Below are 20,776 nucleotides of genomic sequence, written 5' to 3' on the forward strand. Positions count from 1 at the left end.
GCCGGAGGCGGAGGCAAAGGCTATCGCGACCGCCTAAAAATTAAAACCTTTGTTTTTATATTTTTATATAACTTAAAAATATATTCTGTGCAGTTCGGGAGTGCGCCAGCACGGGTTGCGGCACCGGGCGTCATACCCAGGCGCAAATGGCTCTGCTAGGCTCCCCGCCATGCGAGTGCTTCTATTGTTGTGCCTGCCCGTCCTCGTACTCACCGGTTGTGTGACGGCGCCGCCAAGCAACCCGTCCAATCTGTGCCGTGTGTTCAAGCAAAAGCACGGCTGGTACCAGGACGCCGACCACGCCTACAAACGCTGGGGCGCACCGATCCCGGTGCAGATGTCGATCATCTACCAGGAATCCCGGTACATTGGGGACGCTCGCCCGCCGCGCAACCATCTGTTCTGGATTATACCGTGGACGCATATCAGTTCAGCGTACGGCTATACCCAGGCACTGGATTCCACCTGGAACCACTACAAGTCGCAAACCGGGCACCCGTTCGCCGACCGCGACGATTTTGGCGATGCCACGGATTTCGTCGGCTGGTATGTCGAGCAGAGCCATCGGATTCTGGGCATCTCCAAATCGGACGCCTACAGCCAATACCTGGCCTATTACGTGGGCGCGGGCGGTTATCGTCGGGGCGTCTATCGGCACAAGCCGTGGCTGATGCGTACCGCCAGGCGCGTACAGAGCCGAGCCCATCGTTACGGCCGCCAGTTGGCGGGTTGCCGCTCCGAGCTCGAGCATCCGGGCCACTGGTGGTGGCCCTTCTAGGGCCTTCACGATACGCGCCGGGCCCCTATTTGATTCGATCGGTTTTCAAGATGACATCGCCCACCGATTCGCACGCACTCTCCCAGGCGGCCGACTGCGTGTTGGCCCTCGAGCAGGCCATGAGGGACGGCCGACTGTGGCATGACGAGGTACCGGCCCCGGCCCCGGCCGCCATGGCCAGCCGAACACCTTTCTGCGCCGATACCCTGACCTTCACCCAGTGGCTGCAGTTCATCTTCGTGCCGCGCATGCGTGACCTGATCGAGGCCGGCGGGCCGCTGCCGGCCGCCAGCGGCATCGCCGTGATGGCAGAAGCCAAACTCACTGGCGCCAGCCCCGCCGACGCCGAGCGGCACGTCATCGAGGTGTTGGCGGCGTTCGATCGTCTGGTCGCGCGCGAAGCGAACTGAGTCCGCCCGCGCCGGCCGAGAGCCTACGAACCGATGATCGCCGGAATATAGTGATCCACCAGCAGCGCGGTGAACAACGCCATCAGATAGACAATGGAATAGCCGAATGTCTTCATGCCGAGGCCCGGCTTCGGCCACCATTTCAGGCGTACGGCATAGACCAGGAACCAGCCGGACAAGGCAATCGCACAGAACAGATACAGCCAGCCGCTCATGCCGGTGGCGAACGGCAGCAGCGACACGGCGAACAGGATCACCGTGTAGACCAGAATCTGGGTACGGGTGTGCTCGATGCCGTGCGTGACCGGCAGCATGGGAATATCGACTTCGGCGTATTCCTTGGCCCGCTCGATCGCCAGCGCCCAGAAATGCGGCGGCGTCCAGATGAAGATGATCAGGAATAGAACCAGCGAATGCGCGGTCACCGAGTTGGTGACCGCGGCCCAGCCGAGAATCGGCGGTGCGGCCCCGGCGGCCCCGCCAATCACGATGTTCTGCGGCGTGGCGCGCTTGAGGTACAGCGTGTAGATGCCGGCATAGCCGACCAAGGCGAACAACGTCAGCCAGGCCGTCAACGCATTCACCAGCGTGAGCAGAATCACCATGCCCGCCATGCCGATGGCGAAGGCAAAGATCGCCGACTGGCGTGTGTCCAGATGCCCGGTGACCAGCGGCCGCTTGCGCGTGCGCTTCATGCGCGAATCGGCCTGCACATCGATCATCTGGTTCACGGCGGCGGCCGACGCCGCCATCAGGCCGATACCGAGGGTACCGAACACCAGCGCGCTGATCGGGACCATGCCGGGCGTAGCCAGGAACATGCCGACCATCGCCGTAAACACGATCAGCAGCACGACCCGAGGCTTACACAGCTCGTAATAATCCGTGATCCGCTGCGACAGCGTCGGCTGGTAAACGGCGGAGGAAGAGCTAGACATGATCGCGCGCACTCCATTGGACATAGGCGATGGCGGCCGGCGCCCATGTTAACAAGGCGGCTGCCGCCCTGCCGGATTTATCCGCCCGCATCGATGCCATGGCCGGCGATAGCATCGAAAGCGATACCACCGACCAGCGCCGGTTCGGATCGTATGGCGGGCGAATCATCATGGCGTGTCACATAGGGTTATCAGCGCAGGCGGCCCCGATGCGGGGCGAGCTGGGCAGCCCCCGCTCGATCGACCATGCCAGGCGACTCTGGCGTCAATCGCCGCGAATGACCGCCAGCGGGCACCGCCGGGGCCAGCCGATCCCAATCGCCGACATCAATCACATACGGCAATTCACCATATCCGGTTGCCCGACGACATTCACAATTTCTTATTATTGCCCAAATCATGCAGCCGGCGCAGCGGCCAGCGGCGAAGCACCGCGACGCCCGCGCCAGACGCGCTGTGTTCAAGCACGGCGCCGCGTATTGACGACAACGAGGATGATCAACGCGATCACCGCCATCAGGAACCACTGCGAGGCATACACATAATGCGCCCAGGGCCGCAGGCCGATGGCGTCCTCGTCCCAATCCCGCAGGAAGCCACCCGGCGCCTTCGGGTTGAGTAACAACAACCCGTTCGCCACCGGCGCCCCGTACTGGCAACGCACGGTGGCCGCCGGCGGATAATTGAGGGCCCGCGGCCAGCCGGTCAGACTGCACTGACGATCGTGGCCCAGGCGCAGACCCGGCTGCGGAAACCCTTGCCAGTACCCGCGGACGGTCACCCGCCCGGCCGGCGCCTGCGGATTCGGTTTCGGCGCACTGCGGTCGCCGGTCTTTGGCACCCAACCCCGATCGACCATGACGCGCACACCCGAGTCCAGCACCAGCGGCGTCCACACGCGATAGCCGCTCCGTGTGCCCTGGACCTGATCCGACAGCAACAGCTGATGCGCCGCATCGTAATGACCGCTGACGATATAACGATAGCCATGGCGTGGCCCGCGCCCGCTGTCCACAGCGGCGGCGTCGAGCCGCAGGTGCTGGGGGCCGGCGCGGCGGGCCGCCGCATGCTCGGCCACCAGGCGCTCCTTGTAATGCGCGCGCTCGATCTGCCAGACGCCGAGCGCCGACAGAATCGCCATCCCCACCACCGTGATCGCGACGCCCCACCAAGGCGGCGCAAAGCGAAAGGATCCAATATTCATGTCGATCTCGACCCGGCCCGTCTCATGCCCCGGCCGCGGTCCGTGTCGGCCTGCCGCAATGGCCCTGAGACGCAGCCCAGCCGCCCACCGCAGGCGGTGCCGCACGCCGGCGGGCCGGGCATGGAATGACGAGATATTGAAGACATGGAGTCGCCGCAGTCGTCAGGTTGCTGCGCGGCCGGTCGAAGCGACGCGCACCTCAGCACAGCCATTGTGCCTCAATCCATCGACAGTGCCTGTTCTGCCCGGTCGACCCAGGCACCCGGGTCGATCGCGTGGTCGGCCGGCGGCTGCATGGGCACCCGGGCGAGACACGGCGCCGGCATGGCGGACGCCAGCCAGGACAGGTTCTGGTCCAGTCGCGGCTGGCGTGGCGGCAGCGTATTCGCCACCCAGCCGAGCAACCGCGTCCGCGTCGCAATCGCGCGGGCGGACAGTATCGCGTGGTTCACGCAGCCCAGCCGCATGCCGACCACCAGCACTGTCGGCCAGCCGTGACCGGCAACCCAGTCGGCGAAATCCCAGTCGTCGCCGAGCGGGACATGCCAGCCACCGGCACCCTCGACCACCACCCAGTCCGCGCGCCCGGCCAGATGCGCGTGGCTGGCATCCAGCGTGGCGCGCGCGATCGGCGTGCCGGCGTCGGCGGCCGCGATATGCGGTGCGATCGCCGGCTCGAACGCGCAAGGATTGATTTCCCGGTAGGTGAATCCCGGCGAGCCCGCCGCCATCAGCGCCAGCGCGTCGTCGTTGCGCAAACCGTCCGGCGTGACGGTGCAACCGCTGGCCACGGGCTTGTAGCCCACCGCCCGGTGCCCGGCCGCGACCAGCCCGCGCAGTACGGCGGTCGCGATTCGTGTCTTGCCGATTTCAGTATCCGTGCCGGTGACGAAAAGCGTGCGTGCGGTCATGGGTCAAGCGTGGCTCATGGAGGCGCGCCAACGGCGCGGCGTGTTCATGGCGAGACACCGACGGCCCCCGACAACGCCTGCCAGGACTCGGCGAGCGCGTCGATCAGGCCGTCAACATCGGACAAGTCGTGCGCCGCGCTCAATGTGATGCGCAGGCGCGAGGTGCCGGGCGCGACCGTCGGCGGGCGGATCGCACCCACCAGATAACCGCGTGCCAGCAAGGCGTCGCTGAGCGCCAGCGCCTTGCGTTCCTCGCCCACGATCACGGGCTGGATCGGACTGTCGGATGCGGCAATCGACAACCCGGTGTCGGCGGCGCGGGTGCGAAAACGCGCGACCAGCGCATGCAGATGCGCGCGCCGCTCCGGTTCCGCGCGAATGATCGACAGCCCGCTCCGGGCCGCGGCGGCGACGGCGGCCGGCATGGCGGTGGAAAAGATCAGCGAGCGTGCGGTCTGCAGAATGGCTTCGATAATGTCATCGTCGCCGGCCACGAAGGCGCCGGCCGCACCGATCGACTTGCCGAGCGTGCCCGTGAGCAGCGGCACCGCGCCGCTGTCCAGCCCCGCCTCGGCGACACGCCCGGCGCCGTCCGGGCCAAACACGCCGATCCCATGCGCATCGTCGACCATCAGCCAGCCATCGCGGGCCCGGGCTACTTGCGCCAGCTCGACCAGCGGCGCGGTATCCCCGTCCATGGAGAACACCGCATCCGTGACCAGCAGCCGATGGCCGTCGCGCGCGCCGGCGAGTGCGGCATCCGCCGCCGCGGCGTCGCCATGCGCATAGATGTGCTTGGCCGCCCCCGACAACCGGCTGCCATCGATCAACGAGGCATGATTGAGCGCATCGGCGACGATATGGTCGCCCTTGCCCAACAGGGCCGCGATCACGCCGACATTGGCGCCGTACCCGGTCGAGAACACGAGCGCACGCTCGCGCCCGAGCCAGTCGGCCAGATCGGCTTCGAGTGCCGCGTGCTCGGTGTTATAGCCGGTCACGAGCTGCGAGGCGCCGGAACCGGCGCCGACAACGCGGGCCGAAGCACTCAGCGCGGCAGCCAGCCGCGGATCCGTGGCCAGCCCGAGATAATCGTTGCTGCAGAAATTGAGCGCGCGCCGTCCGTCGACGCACACCTGCACGCCGTGTCCGCCGTCGATCACACGCCGGCGTCGCCGGCGGCCGGCGGCGTCGATGGCTGCCAGACGTTGCCGGCAGACCCGGTGCAGGGATCCTGTCATCGTGCGCCCGCCCGCGCCTCAGGCGCGCGCGGCCTGGGGCGACCGGTCGGCGCAGGGGGCCTGCCCCGGTTCCAGTTCGGTGTACTTAGGGCTTGCCTCGGGCCGCATGCCGAGCTTGTCCAGCAGGGCCAGGTCGGCGCGGTGCGCGGGGTTGGCCGTGGTCAGCAGTTCCTCGCCATAGAAGATGGAATTGGCACCGGCCAGAAAACACAGTGTTTGCACCGCTTCCGACATCTCCTCGCGGCCCGCCGCCAGGCGAACATAGGACGCCGGCATCATGATCCGGGCCACCGCAATCGTGCGCACGAAATCCAGCGCATCGATGGCGTCGGTCCCGTGCAACGGCGTGCCCTCGACCTGGACCAGGTTGTTGATCGGCACACTCTGCGGGTGCGCGGGCAGATTGGCGAGTTGGCGCAGCATCTCGGCACGATCACCCGGCTGCTCGCCCATGCCGACAATACCGCCGCAGCAGACCTTGAGGCCGGCGTCGCGCACATGGTCCAGCGTATCGAGCCGGTCCTGATAGGTGCGCGTGGAGATGATCTGCTCGTAGTACTCGGGCGAAGTATCGAGATTGTGGTTGTAGTAGTCGAGACCGGCCGCCGCCAGCGCTTCGGCCTGACGCGCCTTGAGCATGCCCAGCGTGACGCAGGTCTCCAGTCCTTCGGCCTTGACCGCCTCGACCATCTCGATGACCTTCGCCAGATCCTTGTCCTTCGGGCTGCGCCAGGCCGCGCCCATGCAGAAACGCGTCGCGCCGGCCGCCTTGGCCCGCTTGGCGGCATCCACCACTTGCTCGGTCGGCAGCAAGGCCTCGCGGTCGAGCCCGGTGGCGAAACGCACGCTTTGCGGGCAATAGGCGCAGTCTTCGGGACAGGCGCCCGTCTTGATCGACAACAGCGTGGAGAGCTGCACGTCGCGCGCATCGAAATGCGCCCGGTGCGCCCCCTGCGCGCGGTGCATCAGTTCGGGAAAGTCGAGCGCGAACAGGGTCTCGACTTCGGCGCGAGTCCAGTCGTGGCGCAGCGCGCCGGCTCCGGTGGTATCGGTCATGGCAGGATGGCCTTAGAAGATGCAGCGCCCACAGCTTTATGCAGCCGCCATCAGCCGTCAACCTAAAATGACGTCATTCCTTTACCAGTGGTTAAAAAGCACCCGATCGGCGTGGCTCGCACCGCGTTGCCCGGTCTGCGCCGCGCCGGTCGATGCCGACGCCGGCCTGTGCGCGGGCTGCCGTGGCGAATTGCCGGTGTTCGACGCGCAATGCCGGTACTGCGCGATCGCTGTCGCGGAGGCCGCGTCCTCGCGCGTGTGTACGGCGTGTGCGCGCCGACCCCGGTTCGATCATGCCTTGGCCGCTTTTCACTATCGCCAGCCGATCGCCTGGATGATCGGCGAGCTGAAATATCGTCGGCAACTGGGCCATGCCCGCGTACTCGGCGAGCTGCTGGCCGAGCGCGTCGCGGCCGAGCACCCGTGCCCGCCCGATCTGATCACCCCCGTGCCGTTACATCCGGCGGCGTTTCGTCGCCGGGGCTTCAACCAGGCCGAGCGCATCGCCGCCCATCTGGCCCGCCGGCTGGACTGGCCGCTCGATCGCGACGCCTTCGACCGGCTGCGCGATACACCACGCCAGAGCACGCTCGACGCCGCGCAGCGCGCGGCCAACGTGCGCCACGCCTTTGCCGCCCGCCGCGATCTCGGCGGGCGCCGCGTCGCCATCGTCGACGATGTCATGACCACCACGCGCACCGCCCGCGCGATGGCGCGTGCGGCCCGGGCCGCCGGGGCGAGCTCCGTCGAGGTGTACTGCGTGGCTCGTGCCTGAGGCCATCGGGCTTGCCGCCCGGCAATGCCTGCGATTAACTGAGCGGCCAACGTCCGCACCGTTGTTCATCATGCTCGGTTATCTGTTGTCTCATCGTCCCTCGCCCGGCCGCCGCCCCGGCTCACTCGTGGACCCGGCCCCCGAGAACCGGATCGGCAAACTGCTGATCTATCGGATGGATTTCGGCGGCTCCGGCGGCGCAGTCGAGCGTTGCGAGGACCAGTTGGACAAGGTGCTGGCGCCAGTAGCGCAGAGCGACCACAAACTGACGTGGCTGCATTTCGAGGGCGACGTGACCGCGGCCCAACTGGCGCGCCTGGGGGCGGATTTCACGCTGCATCCGCTGGCGCTGGAAGACGTGCTCAACAACGGCCAGCGGCCCAAGCTCGATGCTTATCGCAACACGCTGTTCGCCACGCTTGCACTGCCCCACATGGACGACGACGACGTCGTCTTCCAGCAGGTCAGCGTGTTCATCGGCCAGGACTTCGTGCTCAGTTTTCATGCCGGCGACCACGACGTGTTCGCCCCCGTACGCGAGCGCATTCATGCCGCCCACGGGCGCATCGCCCGCGCCGAGTCGGATTATCTCGGCTATTGTCTGGCCGATGTCGTGGTCGATTCCGGTTTCGCCGTGCTGGCGGGTTATCACGACCAGCTTGAAGACCTGGAGGACCGGATCTTCGACGACCGGAAGGATGACCTGATCAGTGTCATCCACGATCTGCGACGCCGCCTGATCGGCATGCGCAAGGTGCTGATTTCACAGAACGAGTTACTCGTGCGCTGGATCAGCCTCGAGCATCCTCTGATCCACGACGACAACCGCCCGTACTTTCGCGACGTACAGGATCACGCCAAGCGCGTGGTCGATCTCACCGACGGCTATTACGACACCGCCCGATCTCTGCTCGACACGCATCTGTCGCTGGCCTCGGCCCGACTCAACGACGTAATGCGGGTACTCACGCTGATCGCGACCGTGTTCATGCCGTTGTCGTTCATCGTCGGCGTGTACGGCATGAACTTCGACACCAAGTACCCCTGGAACATGCCGGAACTGTCATTCGCCTATGGCTACCCCGTGCTATTGGGGGGAATACTGATACTGGTGATCGGCATGCTCGTCTACTTCAAGCGCAAGCGTTGGCTGTAGGGTGTAGCGCCCGATTGGCAGGCTACACCCGCGCGTACGCGGCACCGGCCTGGGTCCAGCGTGCGATCAGGATCTCCGCCTCGCGCGGGTGATAGGCGAGCACGTCGTCGGCCAGGCCGAGCGCCGATTCGGCAAGATCGGCATCGCGCACCAGATCGGCAATACGGAAGGCCTGGGCGCCGGTCTGGCGCGTACCCAGCACTTCGCCCGGGCCGCGCAGTTCCAGGTCGGCGCGGGCGATGGCGAAACCGTCGGAAGTCTTGCGCAGTGCCGCGAGCCGCGCGCGTGCGGTATCCGACAGCGGCCCCTGGTAGAGCAGCACGCAGTGGCTGGCGACCGTGCCCCGCCCGACCCGTCCGCGCAGCTGATGCAGCTGGGCCAGCCCGAGGCGCTCGGCATTCTCGATGATCATGAGCGAGGCGTTGGGCACGTCCACACCCACCTCGATGACCGTAGTCGCCACCAGGATATCGATGCGCCCGTCCTTGAAGGCCGTCATCGCACGGGCCTTGTCGGCGGCCTTCATGCGTCCGTGAACCAGCGAGACACGGGCGCCGTCGAGGGCTTCCGAGAGCGACTCGGCCGCCGCTTCCGCGGCCTGGGCCTCGAGTTTGTGCGAGGCCTCGATCAGGGTGCAGACCCAGTACACCTGCCGGCCCTCGGCCACGGCATCGCCGATGCGGGCGATCACTTCATCACGGCGGGTGTTCGGGATGGCGACGGTCGTGATCGGCGTGCGCCCGGGCGGCAACTCGTCGATGACCGAGGTATCCAGATCGGCATAGGCGCTCATCGCGAGTGTGCGCGGAATCGGGGTCGCCGTCATGATCAACTGATGCGCCGTGGTGCGCCCGGAGCCCGCCTTGTTGCGCAGCGCCAGACGCTGGTCGACGCCGAAGCGGTGCTGCTCGTCGATCACCGCCAGACCCAGCCGGCCGAACTCGACCGCGCTCTGGAACAACGCATGGGTGCCGACCGCAACGCCCGGCGTGCCGGCCGCGATCGCGGCGACGATCTGTTCATCCTTCTTGCGCTTGCCGGTGATCAGCCAGACCGGCACGCCGAGCGGTTCCAGCCAGCGCGACAATGCGCCGTGATGCTGTTCGGCCAGCAATTCGGTTGGCGCCATGAAGGCGCCCTGCCAGCCGTTGTCGACGGCGGTGAGCAGGGCCGCGGCGGCAACCACCGTCTTGCCCGAACCGACATCGCCCTGCACCAGCCGCAGCATCGGTGAAGCCGCCGCCATATCGGCCAGAATCTCGCCGATCACGCGGCGCTGCGCGGCCGTCGGCGCGAAACCGAGGCCTTCGAACAACGGCGCCAGGCCGCGCCCGGCTTCGCGCATCGCGGGTGCCCGATCGCTGCGGATCTGCTTGCGCCGCGACCGGAGCGCCAGCTGGTGGCCGAGCAGTTCCTCGAACGCCAGGCGCCGACAGGCGGCGTCACGGCCGTCGGCCAGGGCCGCCAGATCGGCGCCGGGCGGCGGCGCGTGAATCCGGCGCAGGGCTTCGGCGGCCGATAGGGCCAGCGCCGGCCCGGTGAGGCCCGCCGGCAGCCCCTCGGGCCAGAAGTCGGGCCGGTCCAGCAGCGTCAACGCCTGTCCGACCAGGTCACGCAGACGATTCTGGGTTACCCCCGCGGTCGCTGGATACACGGGGGTGAACGATGGCACGAAATCATGTCCGGCCGCGGCATCGGCCACCACCTCGGTTTCCGGGTGGACCATTTCCGGGCCATAGGCACCACCGCGCGGCTCGCCGTAGATGCGCAGCCACGTGCCCGGCGCCAGCCGCGCCTGCTGCGCCGGGCCAAAATGAAAGAACCGCAGCCACAGCCGCCCGGCGCCGTCCGACGTGGTCACGAGCAGGCTGCGCCGCCGGCCCATCCGGACCTCGGCGGATTCGACACGAACCACCGCCAGCGCCGCCCGCCCGGGCGCGAGTTCGAGCACCGGCGTGATCCGGCTTCTGTCCTCATAGCGCAACGGCCGGTGCAGCAGGACATCGCCAATCGAGACGATGCCGAGGCCGGCCAGCCGATCCGCCAGCTTGGGACCGACGCCGGCCAGCCGTCTGATGCTGGCGGTGGCCGCCGGCGGGGTCGCCGCTTGCGGTCCCGAGGCGGCCCTAATCGACGGCGAGGATGGCATCCGCCTCGACGGCCGCATTCTTGGGCAGGGCGGCCACACCGATGGCCGCACGCGCCGGATACGGCGCGTTGAAACGCGCCTTCATGACTTCGTTGACCACGGCGAACTGATCCATGTCGGTCAGATAGATGCCGATGCGCACCGCATTGGCCAGGGTCGTGCCCGCGGCTTCGGCGATCGCGGTGAGATTGTCGAAAACCTGCTCGACCTGGGCCTTGAAATCGCCGTCGACCAGCTCGCCGGTTGCCGGGTCAAGCGGAATCTGCCCGGAGACGAAGATCGTGCCGTTGGCGCTCACGGCCTGGGAATACGGCCCAATCGCCGCTGGGGCGTTCTCGGTGTGGATGATCTGCTGGTTGATCGGCTGCATGGCGACTCCGCGGTGGTAAAAACAGAGGCTGTATTTTTACACAGCATTTCGTTTCGGCCCAGACGCCAGCGTGCGTTTTCGTTGATCGGGCCCGACGTGTCGACCGGCGCGGGTCAGCTGCGCTCGACCTTTTCCACCTGCGGGATACGGCGAATGCGCCGTATGACGCTGGCCAGATGCTGGCGGTCGCGAACGCCGATCAGGAATCGAATCGTCACCAGCGCACCGCCGCGCTCGGGGAAATTGACGTTCTCGATACTGCACTCCCCGTCGGCAATACGCGATGAAATATTGGCCAGCAATCCGCGCTCGTTGGACGCGGTCACGCGCAGCTCCACGTCGTAGTCGCCGGACACATTGTCGGCCCAGGTCAGTTCCACACGATCATTGGACGCGCCCTTGCGCGATGAATAGGCGCAACCGGTGCGATGCACCACCAGTCCGCGGCCGACGCTCGCCTGACCGTGGATCGCGTCGCCCGGCACCGGATGACAGCACTTGGCGAATTCCACCACCAGGCCTTCGGTGCCCTGCACCGCCAACGGCTTGGCGCGCTTGCCGGCCGCCACCGGGGCATCGCTGGCCAGGAAATGCCGCGCCACCAGCGGCGCCAGCCGCCGGCCGAGCCCGATGGCCGCATACAGCGCCGGCAGACTGGCTTCGCCCATCTCGGCCAGGCCGCGATCGATATCGCTGCGCGACAGCCGGCGCAACGACAGGCCCAGATCGGATAGCGATTTTTCCAGCAGACGCTCGCCGAGTTCGCGCGCCTTGTCCTCGCGCTGGTTCTTGAGATAGCTGCGCACCCCCGAGCGTGCCTTGCCGGTGCGCAGGAAATGCAGCCAGGCCGCGTTCGGCCGCGCATGCTTCGCGGTGATGATCTCGACCGTCTGGCCCGACTTCAGTTTGTTGTTCAACGGCGCCAGGTGACCATCGACACGGGCGGCCACACAGCGGTTGCCGAGCTCGGTATGCACCGCGTAGGCGAAGTCCACGCAGGTCGAGCCCTTGGCCAGCTGGATGATCTGGCCCTTGGGCGTGAACACGTACACCTCATCGGGGAACAGGTCCAGGCGCAGGTTGTCTACGAAGGCCAGCGAGTCCCGCTCGCCCTCGGTCATCTCGGCGAGATGCCCGAGCCAGGCGCTGGTATCCAGATTGCCGAGCTTGCCGACCGACTCGCCCAGCTTGTATTGCCAATGTGCCGCGATGCCGGATTCGGCGATCTGGTCCATCTCGCGGGTTCGGATCTGAACCTCGAACTTGAGGCCGCCACGCGCCAGCACCGTGGTATGCAGCGATTGATAGCCGTTGAGCTTGGGGTTGGCGATATAGTCGTTGAACTGCTCGGAAATCGGCCGATAGCGATGATGCACGATGCCGAGCACGCGATAGCACTCATCGACGGTGTTCACGATCACCCGTACGCCGTACAGATCGAAGACATCGAGAAAACGCCGATGCTTCTCGCGCATCTTGCGATAGATGCTGTACAGATTCTTGCGCCGGCCCCGGACCGCGGCCGTCAGCCCCTCGGCGGCGACCGCACGCGAGAGGTTTTCCTCGATCTCGCGCAGCAGGCTGCGCCGATCGCCGGTGATCGAGCGCGAGGCCCGCAGCAGCACCTCGTAGCGCCGCGGATAGAGATTGGCAAAGCCCTTCTCCTCGAGCTCCTCGCGCATGCTGTTGATGCCCAGCCGGCGCGCGATCGGCGCATAGATTTCGAGCGTCTCGCGCGCGATCAGGGCGCGTTTCTTCGGGCTCATGCCGCCGAGCGTGCGCATGTTGTGCAGGCGATCGGCGAGCTTGACCAGGATCACGCGGATATCGTGCGTCATCGCCAGCATGAGCTTGCGGAAACTCTCGGCGGTGGCCTGCTCGCGGCTGCGGAACTGGGCCTTGTCCAGCTTGGATACGCCGTCGACGAGCGCGGCCACTTCGGCACCGAAGCGCTGCGCGACCTCGTCGCGCGCCGCGTCGGTATCCTCGATCACATCGTGCAGAATCGCCGCCATCAAGGTGGTGGCATCCAGGCGCATGTTGGCCAGAATGCGGGCAACCGCCAGCGGATGGTAGATGTAGGGTTCGCCGGTTTTGCGGAACTGGCCGCGATGCTGGCGCTCACCGTACTCGTAGGCCGATCGGACCTGGGCAATCTGCTCGGCCGGCAGGTAGGTTTCCAGATGCTCGGCGAGCGCATTGATGCCGTACTCGCGCGATATGCGCGAGGTGCGGATCTTGCTCTGGATACGTGTCAGGCCATTCAGTTCCATGGCCTCAGATTACTTTGATTTCGCGGGACTGGCGAGTCTTCCGGCGCGGGTCGCGAGCGGCCGGGCGCGCGCCGCGGCACGCCCGGCCCGCGCTGCCCTCATTCGTCGGCGCCGGCCTTCTTCACGCCGCGTTTTTCATCGGCCTGGAAATCTTCCTCGCCAGGCTCGGCCGGGCGCGGCGCTTCCATGCTCGACGACATGGGCGGCAGATCCGGCTCTTTCAGGATGTCGCGGCTGATCAAGCCTTCGGCGATCTCGCGCAGCGCGAGCACAGACGGCTTGTCGTCCTCCCAGTCCAGCTGGGAATGCGCGCCGCGCGCGAGCTGCCGAGCCCGCTTGGACGCGATGGCCGCCAATTGGAACTTGTTGTCGACGTGTTCGAGACAATCTTCAACGGTAACGCGCGCCATGGGTACCTCGCATTTCTAGCGCAATCCATCAGTATAACGATTCAAGGCGTTCGCAGCCAGCGCAATCAGGCGGTGCGCTCGAAGATCCGGCTCAATTCGTCCAGCGCCCGCTCGAAGCGGTCGTTGACGATCTGGTAGTCGTAATCGTCGGCGTGGGCGAGTTCGTCGTCGGCCTCGGCCAGCCGACGCTGGATCGCGGCCTCGTCCTCCGAGCCGCGGGCCCGCAGGCGCCGTTCGAGCTCTTGCCGCGACGGCGGCCGGATGAAAATGGTCACGGCCTGCGGCGCGCGTTCGCGGACCTGAGCCGCGCCCTGCCAGTCGATGTCCAGCACCACATCCTGGCCGGCGTCGAGCCAGCGTTCGGTCTCGGCGGCCGACGTGCCGTAATAGTGATCGAACACGCGTGCATACTCCAGAAACTCGCCGCGCGCGATCATGGCCTCGAACACCTCGCGCGTGACGAAGTGGTAGTCCACGCCGTCGACCTCGCCGGCGCGTGCAGCGCGCGTCGTGTACGACACGGAGAAGCGGGCGATGCGCCCGCCCTCGCCGAGGCGCGCGATCACGGCACGCGTCAGGCTGGTCTTGCCGCCGCCGGACGGCGCGGAGATGACATACAGCCGGCCGGCTCGGTTATCGGTGTGATTTGCCAAGGTCATTCGATGTTCTGCACCTGTTCGCGCATCTGCTCGATGAGCACCTTCATTTCCACCGCGTGCCCGGTGACCTCGGCATCGACCGACTTCGAGCCGAGCGTGTTGGCCTCGCGATTGAACTCCTGCATCAGGAAATCCAGCCGGCGCCCGATCGGATCGTCGCGCGTCAGGGCGTTCTTGAGCGCCTCAATGTGCGCGCCCAGTCGATCCAGTTCCTCGGCCACGTCCATGCGCTGGGCCGCCATGACCAGCTCGGTTTCGACCCGCGCCGGATCGGCCTCGACATCCATCTCGGCGAGCCGGGCACGCAGCTTGTCGGCCTGCTCGGCCCGCACATCGGGCACACGGCTGCGCACCGCCTGGGCGTGTTGCCCGATCGCATCGGCCCGGGTCACCAGCATATCCGCCAGACGCGCACCTTCTGCCGCGCGCATGTCGCGCAGATCGGCGAGGGCCGTGTCCAGCGATTCCAGCGCCGCGGCCTGCAGCGTTTCGGTGTCCGGCTCGATCTCTTTCTGGACGCCGGAAAACGTCAACAGCTGCAGCGCATCCGGCGCCCGGCAATCGATCACGCTCGAGCGCACGGTATCGACCGCGGCGGACACTGCGGCCAGGCGTTCGCTGTCGATCTCGATCGACTGGTCCGGGCGGGCGGTTGCCAGCCGGGCGGTCACCTCCACCTTGCCGCGGCCGACATACTGGCCCACTTTCTCGCGGATGGCGGGCTCGAGTGCGCGCAGCGCCTCGGGCAGGCGGGCAGATACATCGAGATAGCGGTGATTGACGCTGCGCAGCTCCCAGACGAGCTCGCCCCACTCGCCCTGGGCCTCGCGGCGTGCGAATCCGGTCATGCTGCGGGTCATACGCGTGCCTTGATCGATTGCTTATGGTCGCCGAATGGCGCGCAGTATCGCACAGCCGGCACCCACCCCGGGCGCGACCGGCGCACTTTGCCCGGCCGGCGAGACAGGCGGGGGCGCTGATACACTAGCGGACTATTCCACTCAAACCCTCGCGAGGCGAACTTGATCAACCGACCCAGCGGCCGCGCCGCCGACCAGCTCCGTGACGTGACTATCCAGCGCCATTTCACCAAGCACGCGGCCGGTTCGGTACTGGTGTCGTTCGGCGACACCCGCGTGATCTGCACCGCCAGCGTCGAAGAGCGCATACCGCCGTGGCTGCGCGGCACCGACTCGGGCTGGCTGACGGCCGAATACGGCATGCTTCCGGGCGCGACCGGCAGTCGCAACGGGCGCGAGGCCGCGCGCGGCAAACAAGGCGGGCGCACGATCGAGATCCAGCGCCTGATCGGACGCAGCCTGCGTGCGGTGATGGACCTGAAAGCGCTCGGCCAGCGTTCGGTGACGATCGACTGCGACGTGATCCAGGCCGACGGCGGCACCCGCACAGCCTCGATCACCGGCGGCTATGTCGCCCTGGTCGATGCGATGAACCGTCTGGTGGCCGACGGCAAGCTGAAATCCAGCCCCTTGCACGGTCAGCTGGCGGCGGTGTCGGTCGGCATCTATGCCGGCGCGCCGGTGCTCGATCTCGACTATGCCGAAGACAGCCAGGCCGAGACCGACATGAATGTGGTGATGAACGAAGCCGGCGGCTTCATCGAGCTGCAGGGCACGGCCGAGGGCCATGCCTTCGCCCGCGGCGAACTCGACGCGCTGATCGGCCACGCCCAGAAAGGCATTGGCGAACTGATCGAAATCCAGAGCGCCGCGCTGGCCGAGGGCTGAGCATGACCGAACGCTGGGTTCTCGCATCCGCCAACGCCGGCAAGCTCAGCGAGCTGGCTGCGCTTCTGGCGGAACTCGATATCGAAGTCGTATCCCAGGCGGCATTTAACGTCCCGGATGCTGTCGAGGACGGCGTCGCCTTCGTCGACAATGCCTTGATCAAGGCGCGTCATGCCGCGGCGGCGACCGGCCTGCCGGCGATCGCCGACGACTCCGGCCTGGCGGTGGATTATCTGGACGGCGCCCCGGGCATCCGCTCGGCACGCTTTGCCGGCACGCATGGCGACGACGCGGCCAGCAACGCCGCGCTGCTCGAAGCACTGGCCGGCGTGCCGGACTCCGGGCGGGGCGCGGCCTTCCATTGCTGCCTGGTTGCGACCCGGGCGGCCGACGATCCGGTGCCGGTGATCGCCCAGGGCGTGTGGCGCGGCCGGATTCTGTCCGCCCCCCGCGGCGACGGCGGCTTCGGCTACGATCCGTTGTTCTGGGCGACCGAAGAGAATGCGAGCGCGGCGGAACTGACCGCCGAGCGAAAGAACGCCGTCAGCCATCGCGGCCGCGCCATGGCGACCCTTATCGACCGGTTTCGTGAACGTCGCTGAAACGGCGTCGTACGCCCCGCGGGCTCGCGGCGATGCCGCGGCCACGCCGCTGGCGGTTTACGTGCATCTGCCGTGGTGCGTGGCCAAATGCCCGTACTGCGACTTCAATTCGCATCGGGCGCCGGCGGAGTTGCCGGAATCGGCCTATATCGATGCATTGCTCGCGGACTGGCGGCTCGCCGCCGCCGACGAGACCCGCCCGATCACCAGCGTGTTCATCGGCGGCGGCACGCCCAGCCTGTTCTCCGGAGCCGCGATCGGGCGGGTGCTCAACGCCCTGGACCGGCGGCTGGGGCTGGCCGCGGACTGCGAGATCACGCTCGAGGCGAACCCCGGCACCACGGAGCGCAGCCGCTTCGTGGATATGGCCGCGGCCGGCGTGAACCGTATCTCGCTGGGCGTGCAGAGCCTGGATGCCGATTGCCTGGCCGCGCTCGGACGCATCCACGGCCCCGGCGAAGCGCTGGCCGCCATCGCCGATGTCCAGGCCGCCGGCATCGAGCGGCTCAACTGCGATCTCATGTTCGGCCTGCCGGGCCAGACCCTGGCCTCCGGCCTGGCCGACATCGACACGCTGCTGGCCCGGGATCCGGGCCACATTTCCTATTATCAGCTGACGCTGGAACCCGGCACGCCGTTTCATCGGCGACCGCCCCCACGCCCCGACGACGACCGGGTCGCGGACCTGTTCGAAGCCGCGGCCGAACGTCTGCGCAGCGCCGGTTATACCCAGTACGAAGTCTCCGCCTGGGGCGGCGACCACCGTTGTCGGCACAACGATAACTACTGGCGCTTCGGTGACTATCTGGCGATCGGCGCCGGCGCCCACGGCAAGCAGACGCTGGGCGACGGGACAATCGTACGTACCGCGCGCCAGCGCTGGCCGGCCGGCTACATGAAGTCCGCCGGTTCGCCCGCCGCGATCACCGAGACCCGCCATCTGACACCCGAGGATGCCCGCTTCGAAGCATTGCTCAACGGCCTGCGCCGACGCGACGGCCTCGTGCGCCCGGAATACGAAGCGCGTACCGGCCTGGCATGGGCACAACTGCTGAGCACGCTGGCCGACCCGATCAACCGGCAGTTGCTCGTGGCCGATGCCGAAACACTGCGCGCCAGCGACCATGGCTGGTATTTTCTCGACACCATTCTCGCCGGTCTGCTTTGATGATTGACGAACCCAGCGTAGTTTGTCCCTACTGCGGCGAAACCATCACCATCGTGGTGGACACCACCGCGGGTAATCAGCGCTACGTCGAGGACTGTTTCGTCTGTTGCCAGCCGATCGTGCTGACCATCGCGACCGACGACGCGGGCGCGCTGGATCATGTCGACGCCGAGCCGGAAAACGGTTAGTTTCGGCGTCCAGGCATGAGGCGGGGGCCGGCGGCTGGCTGCGACGCGGACCGCCGTCTATACTCGACCGTCATTCGCTGTGCGCCCGCGCGGTCCCGCGCGGGCAATGCCGCAGAACAACCAATTGGGCTACATGGCCGAATATTCACGCAAACAGGAAGCACTGGATTACCACGCCCGCCCCAAACCGGGGAAGCTGGGCATCTCGGTAACCAAACCGTTCACCACCTACGGCGAACTCTCGCTGGCTTATACGCCGGGCGTGGCAGAGCCGGTCAAGGCAATTCGCGACAACCCGGAAGACGCCTACCGTTATACCTCCAAGGGTAATCTGGTTGCGGTGATTTCCAACGGCACGGCGGTGCTGGGCCTGGGCAATACGGGCGCACTGGCCAGCAAGCCGGTGATGGAAGGCAAGGCTGTCCTGTTCAAGAAATTCGCCGATGTCGATGTATTCGACATCGAGGTCGATGCCGATACCGCCGAGGCGATGATCGAGACGGTCACGCGCATCGCGCCGACCTTCGGCGGTATCAACCTCGAAGACATCGCCGCCCCTGAATGCTTCGAGATCGAGAACGCACTGATCGAGCGGCTGGATATTCCGGTGTTCCATGATGACCAGCACGGCACCGCGATCATTGTCGCCGCCGGCCTGATCAACGCGCTGGAACTGCAGGACAAGAAGCTCGCCGACGCCCGGATCGTGTGCATGGGCGCGGGTGCGGCGGCCATTGCCTCGATGAATCTGCTGATCGAGATGGGCGTGACCCAAGAGCACATCTACATGTGCGACAGCAAGGGCGTGATCCACGACGGCCGCGACGACCTGTCGAAATACAAGGCCAAATTCGCCACCCGGACCGACAAGCGCACCGTCGATGACGCGATGGCGATCGCCGACGTGTTCATCGGCTTATCCGGGCCGGACACGGTATCCAAGGCGCAGATCGCGTCCATGCCGCCCCGACCGATCGTGTTCGCGCTGTCCAATCCCAATCCCGAGATCACGCCGGAAGATGCCAAGTCCGTTCGCGACGACCTGATCATGGCCACGGGCCGTTCGGATTATCCGAACCAGATCAATAACGTGCTGGGCTTTCCCTATATCTTCCGCGGCGCATTGGACGTGCGCGCGCGACGCATCAACATGCAGATGTGCGTCGCCGCCGCCCGCGCCATGGGCGAACTCGCCCGCCGCCCGGTGCCCAATACAGTGCTGGAAGCGCACAGCCAGGACAGCATGTCGTTCGGGCCGGACTATATCGTCCCCAGCCCGTTCGATCCGCGCCTGATCGACTTCGTACCGCCGGCGGTTGCCGCCGCCGCAGTGGAAACCGGCGTGGCGCGCATTGAATACCCTTCGCATTACCCGCAGCCCGCGATCGATGTATCCGATCAGTAGGGAGCCCTGCGACAACTTTCGGGAGACTCACCATGGCTAACACGTACAAATTGATTAACGGCGACGAGAGCCAGACGACCGAGTTACCCCTGGTCGAAGGGACCCGGGGCACGCCGGCCGTCGATGTGCGCGCACTCAACCAGAAACAGGGCGTATTCACCTACGACCCGGCGTTCACTGCCACGTGTTCCTGCGATTCCGACATTACCTTCATCGACGGCGAGAACGGCAAGCTCATGTATCGCGGCTACTCGGTGGAGGAGCTGGCCGAAAAGTCGAGCTATCTGGAAGTCTGCTATCTGCTGCTCAACGGCGAACTGCCGACCCCGGATCAGATGGCGGCGTTCCGCGATTCCATCACCCACCACACGATGCTCAACGAGTCGTTGGTCAAGTTCTACGACGGCTTTCATTACGACGCCCATCCGATGGCCATACTCACCGGCATCACGGGCTCGCTGTCGGCGTTCTACCACGACACCACCGACATCCGCGATCCGGAGCACCGTGATATCTTCGCGCATCGCATGATCGCCAAGATGCCGACCATCGCGGCCGCGGCCTACAAGCACTCCATCGGCCAACCCAAGATCGGTCCGAAGAATCATCTCGACTATGCCTCGAACCTGCTGCGCATGATGTTCGCCGTGCCGGCCGAGGAGTACGAAGTCGATCCGGTCGCGGCCAAGGCGCTGGATATCCTGTTCATCCTGCACGCCGATCACGAGCAGAACGCCTCGACCTCGACCGTGCGCATGGCCGGCTCCACCGGAGCCAACCCCTATGCCGCCATCTCGACCGGCATCGCCGCACTCTGGGGCCCGGCCCACGGCGGCGCCAACGAAGCCGTGCTGAACATGCTCGCCGAGATCGGCGACGCCTCGCAGGTCTCCAAGTATCTCGACAAGGCCAAGGACAAGGACGACCCGTTCAAGCTGATGGGCTTCGGCCACCGCGTGTACAAGAACTTCGACCCGCGCGCCAAGGTCATCCGCAGCTACTGCCATGAAGTGCTCGAGCACTACAACATGCAGAACAACAAGCTGTTCGAACTGGCGCTGGAATTGGAGCGGGTGGCGCTGGAAGACGATTACTTCGTCGAGCGCAAGCTGTATCCGAACGTGGATTTCTACTCCGGCATCATCTATCAGGCGCTGGGCATTCCGATCAACATGTTCACGCCGATGTTCGCCATCGCGCGCACGGTCGGCTGGGCGGCGCACTGGTCCGAGATGATGGCCGATCCGAACATGCGCATCGCGCGCCCGCGTCAGGTCTATACCGGCTACGACCTGCGTGACTACGTCGATATCGACAACCGCTGATCCAGTCCAA

At 66.3% G+C, this 20,776-nt stretch carries 21 protein-coding genes and 1 pseudogene; 11 read left to right on the forward strand and 11 right to left on the reverse strand.

Annotated elements, in window-relative coordinates:
- The first annotated feature begins 169 nt into the window (after window positions 1–169).
- Window positions 170–778, forward strand: a complete 609-nt coding sequence (locus SALB1_RS01955) for a hypothetical protein (protein WP_109992329.1) — start codon at window positions 170–172, stop codon at window positions 776–778.
- 50 nt (window positions 779–828) lie between these two features.
- Window positions 829–1,188, forward strand: a complete 360-nt coding sequence (locus SALB1_RS01960; RefSeq protein ID WP_109992330.1) for a YqcC family protein — start codon at window positions 829–831, stop codon at window positions 1,186–1,188.
- Between the two features lie 23 nt (window positions 1,189–1,211).
- Here the strand turns inward: SALB1_RS01960 and cyoE are convergent, their stop codons facing one another.
- From cyoE to bioB, 5 genes are all read right to left on the reverse strand, one after another.
- Complete coding sequence (cyoE, locus tag SALB1_RS01965; RefSeq protein ID WP_109992331.1) at window positions 1,212–2,126, reverse strand: heme o synthase; 915 nt, start codon at window positions 2,124–2,126, stop codon at window positions 1,212–1,214.
- 460 nt (window positions 2,127–2,586) lie between these two features.
- Window positions 2,587–3,330, reverse strand: a complete 744-nt coding sequence (locus SALB1_RS01975) for an SURF1 family protein (RefSeq protein ID WP_109992333.1) — start codon at window positions 3,328–3,330, stop codon at window positions 2,587–2,589.
- Between the two features lie 218 nt (window positions 3,331–3,548).
- Window positions 3,549–4,241, reverse strand: coding sequence for a dethiobiotin synthase (gene bioD / locus SALB1_RS01980; RefSeq protein WP_109992334.1), 693 nt, complete (start codon window positions 4,239–4,241; stop codon window positions 3,549–3,551).
- A 44-nt stretch (window positions 4,242–4,285) separates the two neighbouring features.
- A complete protein-coding gene (bioF, locus tag SALB1_RS01985) occupies window positions 4,286–5,482 on the reverse strand; it encodes an 8-amino-7-oxononanoate synthase (RefSeq protein WP_109992335.1) in 1,197 nt (398 codons plus the stop codon).
- 18 nt (window positions 5,483–5,500) lie between these two features.
- Window positions 5,501–6,538, reverse strand: coding sequence for a biotin synthase BioB (bioB, locus tag SALB1_RS01990; protein ID WP_109992336.1), 1,038 nt, complete (start codon window positions 6,536–6,538; stop codon window positions 5,501–5,503).
- A gap of 67 nt (window positions 6,539–6,605) precedes the next feature.
- On the opposite strand from bioB, the pseudogene SALB1_RS19795 reads away from it, so the two are divergent.
- The 3 genes and pseudogenes from SALB1_RS19795 to corA form a co-directional block, all read left to right on the forward strand.
- A pseudogene (locus SALB1_RS19795) lies at window positions 6,606–6,800 on the forward strand (double zinc ribbon domain-containing protein); the annotation flags it as partial.
- Between the two features lie 36 nt (window positions 6,801–6,836).
- On the forward strand, window positions 6,837–7,313 hold the full coding sequence (locus tag SALB1_RS18935) for a ComF family protein (RefSeq protein ID WP_158590586.1): 477 nt from the start codon (window positions 6,837–6,839) through the stop codon (window positions 7,311–7,313).
- Entirely contained in the window at window positions 7,306–8,469 is a 1,164-nt protein-coding gene (gene corA, locus SALB1_RS02000; protein WP_145961217.1) for a magnesium/cobalt transporter CorA, read from the forward strand. Before SALB1_RS18935 ends, corA begins: the two co-directional genes overlap by 8 nt.
- Window positions 8,470–8,491: 22 nt before the next feature.
- On the opposite strand, the gene recG is transcribed toward corA, so the two are convergent.
- The 6 genes from recG to SALB1_RS02030 form a co-directional block, all read right to left on the reverse strand.
- The gene (gene recG / locus SALB1_RS02005; RefSeq protein ID WP_109992339.1) at window positions 8,492–10,618 is read right to left on the reverse strand and encodes an ATP-dependent DNA helicase RecG; all 2,127 of its coding nucleotides are present in this window, start codon (window positions 10,616–10,618) and stop codon (window positions 8,492–8,494) included.
- The gene (locus SALB1_RS02010; protein ID WP_109992340.1) at window positions 10,596–10,988 is read right to left on the reverse strand and encodes a RidA family protein; all 393 of its coding nucleotides are present in this window, start codon (window positions 10,986–10,988) and stop codon (window positions 10,596–10,598) included. The genes recG and SALB1_RS02010 overlap by 23 nt, the downstream gene beginning before the upstream one ends.
- 113 nt (window positions 10,989–11,101) lie before the next feature.
- Window positions 11,102–13,261: a bifunctional (p)ppGpp synthetase/guanosine-3',5'-bis(diphosphate) 3'-pyrophosphohydrolase gene (locus tag SALB1_RS02015; RefSeq protein WP_109992341.1), complete on the reverse strand. Its 2,160-nt coding sequence runs from the start codon at window positions 13,259–13,261 to the stop codon at window positions 11,102–11,104.
- Window positions 13,262–13,359: 98 nt separating this feature from the next.
- Window positions 13,360–13,671, reverse strand: a complete 312-nt coding sequence (gene rpoZ / locus SALB1_RS02020) for a DNA-directed RNA polymerase subunit omega (RefSeq protein ID WP_109992342.1) — start codon at window positions 13,669–13,671, stop codon at window positions 13,360–13,362.
- 65 nt (window positions 13,672–13,736) lie between these two features.
- A complete protein-coding gene (gene gmk, locus SALB1_RS02025; protein ID WP_109992343.1) occupies window positions 13,737–14,330 on the reverse strand; it encodes a guanylate kinase in 594 nt (197 codons plus the stop codon).
- Window positions 14,327–15,190: a YicC/YloC family endoribonuclease gene (locus SALB1_RS02030; RefSeq protein ID WP_199678659.1), complete on the reverse strand. Its 864-nt coding sequence runs from the start codon at window positions 15,188–15,190 to the stop codon at window positions 14,327–14,329. Before SALB1_RS02030 ends, gmk begins: the two co-directional genes overlap by 4 nt.
- A 162-nt stretch (window positions 15,191–15,352) precedes the next feature.
- Here SALB1_RS02030 and rph point away from each other — a divergent pair, with 162 nt between their 5' ends.
- The 6 genes from rph to SALB1_RS02060 all read left to right on the forward strand — a co-directional run bounded on the left by rph (window position 15,353) and on the right by SALB1_RS02060 (window position 20,766).
- On the forward strand, window positions 15,353–16,078 hold the full coding sequence (rph, locus tag SALB1_RS02035; RefSeq protein WP_109992344.1) for a ribonuclease PH: 726 nt from the start codon (window positions 15,353–15,355) through the stop codon (window positions 16,076–16,078).
- A gap of 2 nt (window positions 16,079–16,080) precedes the next feature.
- The gene (gene rdgB / locus SALB1_RS02040; RefSeq protein ID WP_109992345.1) at window positions 16,081–16,680 is read left to right on the forward strand and encodes an RdgB/HAM1 family non-canonical purine NTP pyrophosphatase; all 600 of its coding nucleotides are present in this window, start codon (window positions 16,081–16,083) and stop codon (window positions 16,678–16,680) included.
- Window positions 16,667–17,848: a radical SAM family heme chaperone HemW gene (hemW, locus tag SALB1_RS02045; RefSeq protein ID WP_109992346.1), complete on the forward strand. Its 1,182-nt coding sequence runs from the start codon at window positions 16,667–16,669 to the stop codon at window positions 17,846–17,848. Before rdgB ends, hemW begins: the two co-directional genes overlap by 14 nt.
- A complete protein-coding gene (locus SALB1_RS02050) occupies window positions 17,848–18,036 on the forward strand; it encodes a CPXCG motif-containing cysteine-rich protein (RefSeq protein WP_109992347.1) in 189 nt (62 codons plus the stop codon). The genes hemW and SALB1_RS02050 overlap by 1 nt, the downstream gene beginning before the upstream one ends.
- 133 nt (window positions 18,037–18,169) lie before the next feature.
- Window positions 18,170–19,441 carry a malic enzyme-like NAD(P)-binding protein gene (locus SALB1_RS02055; RefSeq protein ID WP_109995224.1) on the forward strand — a complete coding sequence of 424 codons (1,272 nt, stop codon included), beginning with the start codon at window positions 18,170–18,172 and terminating at the stop codon, window positions 19,439–19,441.
- A gap of 32 nt (window positions 19,442–19,473) precedes the next feature.
- A complete protein-coding gene (locus SALB1_RS02060; protein WP_109992348.1) occupies window positions 19,474–20,766 on the forward strand; it encodes a citrate synthase in 1,293 nt (430 codons plus the stop codon).
- Window positions 20,767–20,776: the final 10 nt, after the last annotated feature.

It is taken from the genome of Salinisphaera sp. LB1 (genome assembly GCF_003177035.1).
In the GTDB taxonomy this organism is placed as follows: domain Bacteria; phylum Pseudomonadota; class Gammaproteobacteria; order Nevskiales; family Salinisphaeraceae; genus Salinisphaera.

Excerpts from the sequence above, each read along its gene's own strand:
- cyoE (WP_109992331.1), bottom strand. The coding sequence starts at position 2,126 with ATGTCTAGCTCTTCCTCCGCCGTTTACCAGCCGACGCTGTCGCAGCGG.
- bioB (WP_109992336.1), bottom strand. The coding sequence starts at position 6,538 with ATGACCGATACCACCGGAGCCGGCGCGCTGCGCCACGACTGGACTCGC.
- SALB1_RS02060 (WP_109992348.1), top strand. The coding sequence starts at position 19,474 with ATGGCTAACACGTACAAATTGATTAACGGCGACGAGAGCCAGACGACC.
- SALB1_RS01955 (WP_109992329.1), top strand. The coding sequence starts at position 170 with ATGCGAGTGCTTCTATTGTTGTGCCTGCCCGTCCTCGTACTCACCGGT.
- SALB1_RS02015 (WP_109992341.1), bottom strand. The coding sequence starts at position 13,261 with ATGGAACTGAATGGCCTGACACGTATCCAGAGCAAGATCCGCACCTCG.
- bioD (WP_109992334.1), bottom strand. The coding sequence starts at position 4,241 with ATGACCGCACGCACGCTTTTCGTCACCGGCACGGATACTGAAATCGGC.
- gmk (WP_109992343.1), bottom strand. The coding sequence starts at position 14,330 with ATGACCTTGGCAAATCACACCGATAACCGAGCCGGCCGGCTGTATGTC.
- bioF (WP_109992335.1), bottom strand. The coding sequence starts at position 5,482 with ATGACAGGATCCCTGCACCGGGTCTGCCGGCAACGTCTGGCAGCCATC.
- SALB1_RS02030 (WP_199678659.1), bottom strand. The coding sequence starts at position 15,190 with ATGACCCGCAGCATGACCGGATTCGCACGCCGCGAGGCCCAGGGCGAG.
- rdgB (WP_109992345.1), top strand. The coding sequence starts at position 16,081 with ATGACCGAACGCTGGGTTCTCGCATCCGCCAACGCCGGCAAGCTCAGC.
- SALB1_RS02055 (WP_109995224.1), top strand. The coding sequence starts at position 18,170 with ATGGCCGAATATTCACGCAAACAGGAAGCACTGGATTACCACGCCCGC.
- SALB1_RS02010 (WP_109992340.1), bottom strand. The coding sequence starts at position 10,988 with ATGCAGCCGATCAACCAGCAGATCATCCACACCGAGAACGCCCCAGCG.
- SALB1_RS02050 (WP_109992347.1), top strand. The coding sequence starts at position 17,848 with ATGATTGACGAACCCAGCGTAGTTTGTCCCTACTGCGGCGAAACCATC.
- recG (WP_109992339.1), bottom strand. The coding sequence starts at position 10,618 with ATGCCATCCTCGCCGTCGATTAGGGCCGCCTCGGGACCGCAAGCGGCG.
- SALB1_RS01960 (WP_109992330.1), top strand. The coding sequence starts at position 829 with ATGACATCGCCCACCGATTCGCACGCACTCTCCCAGGCGGCCGACTGC.
- rpoZ (WP_109992342.1), bottom strand. The coding sequence starts at position 13,671 with ATGGCGCGCGTTACCGTTGAAGATTGTCTCGAACACGTCGACAACAAG.
- SALB1_RS01975 (WP_109992333.1), bottom strand. The coding sequence starts at position 3,330 with ATGAATATTGGATCCTTTCGCTTTGCGCCGCCTTGGTGGGGCGTCGCG.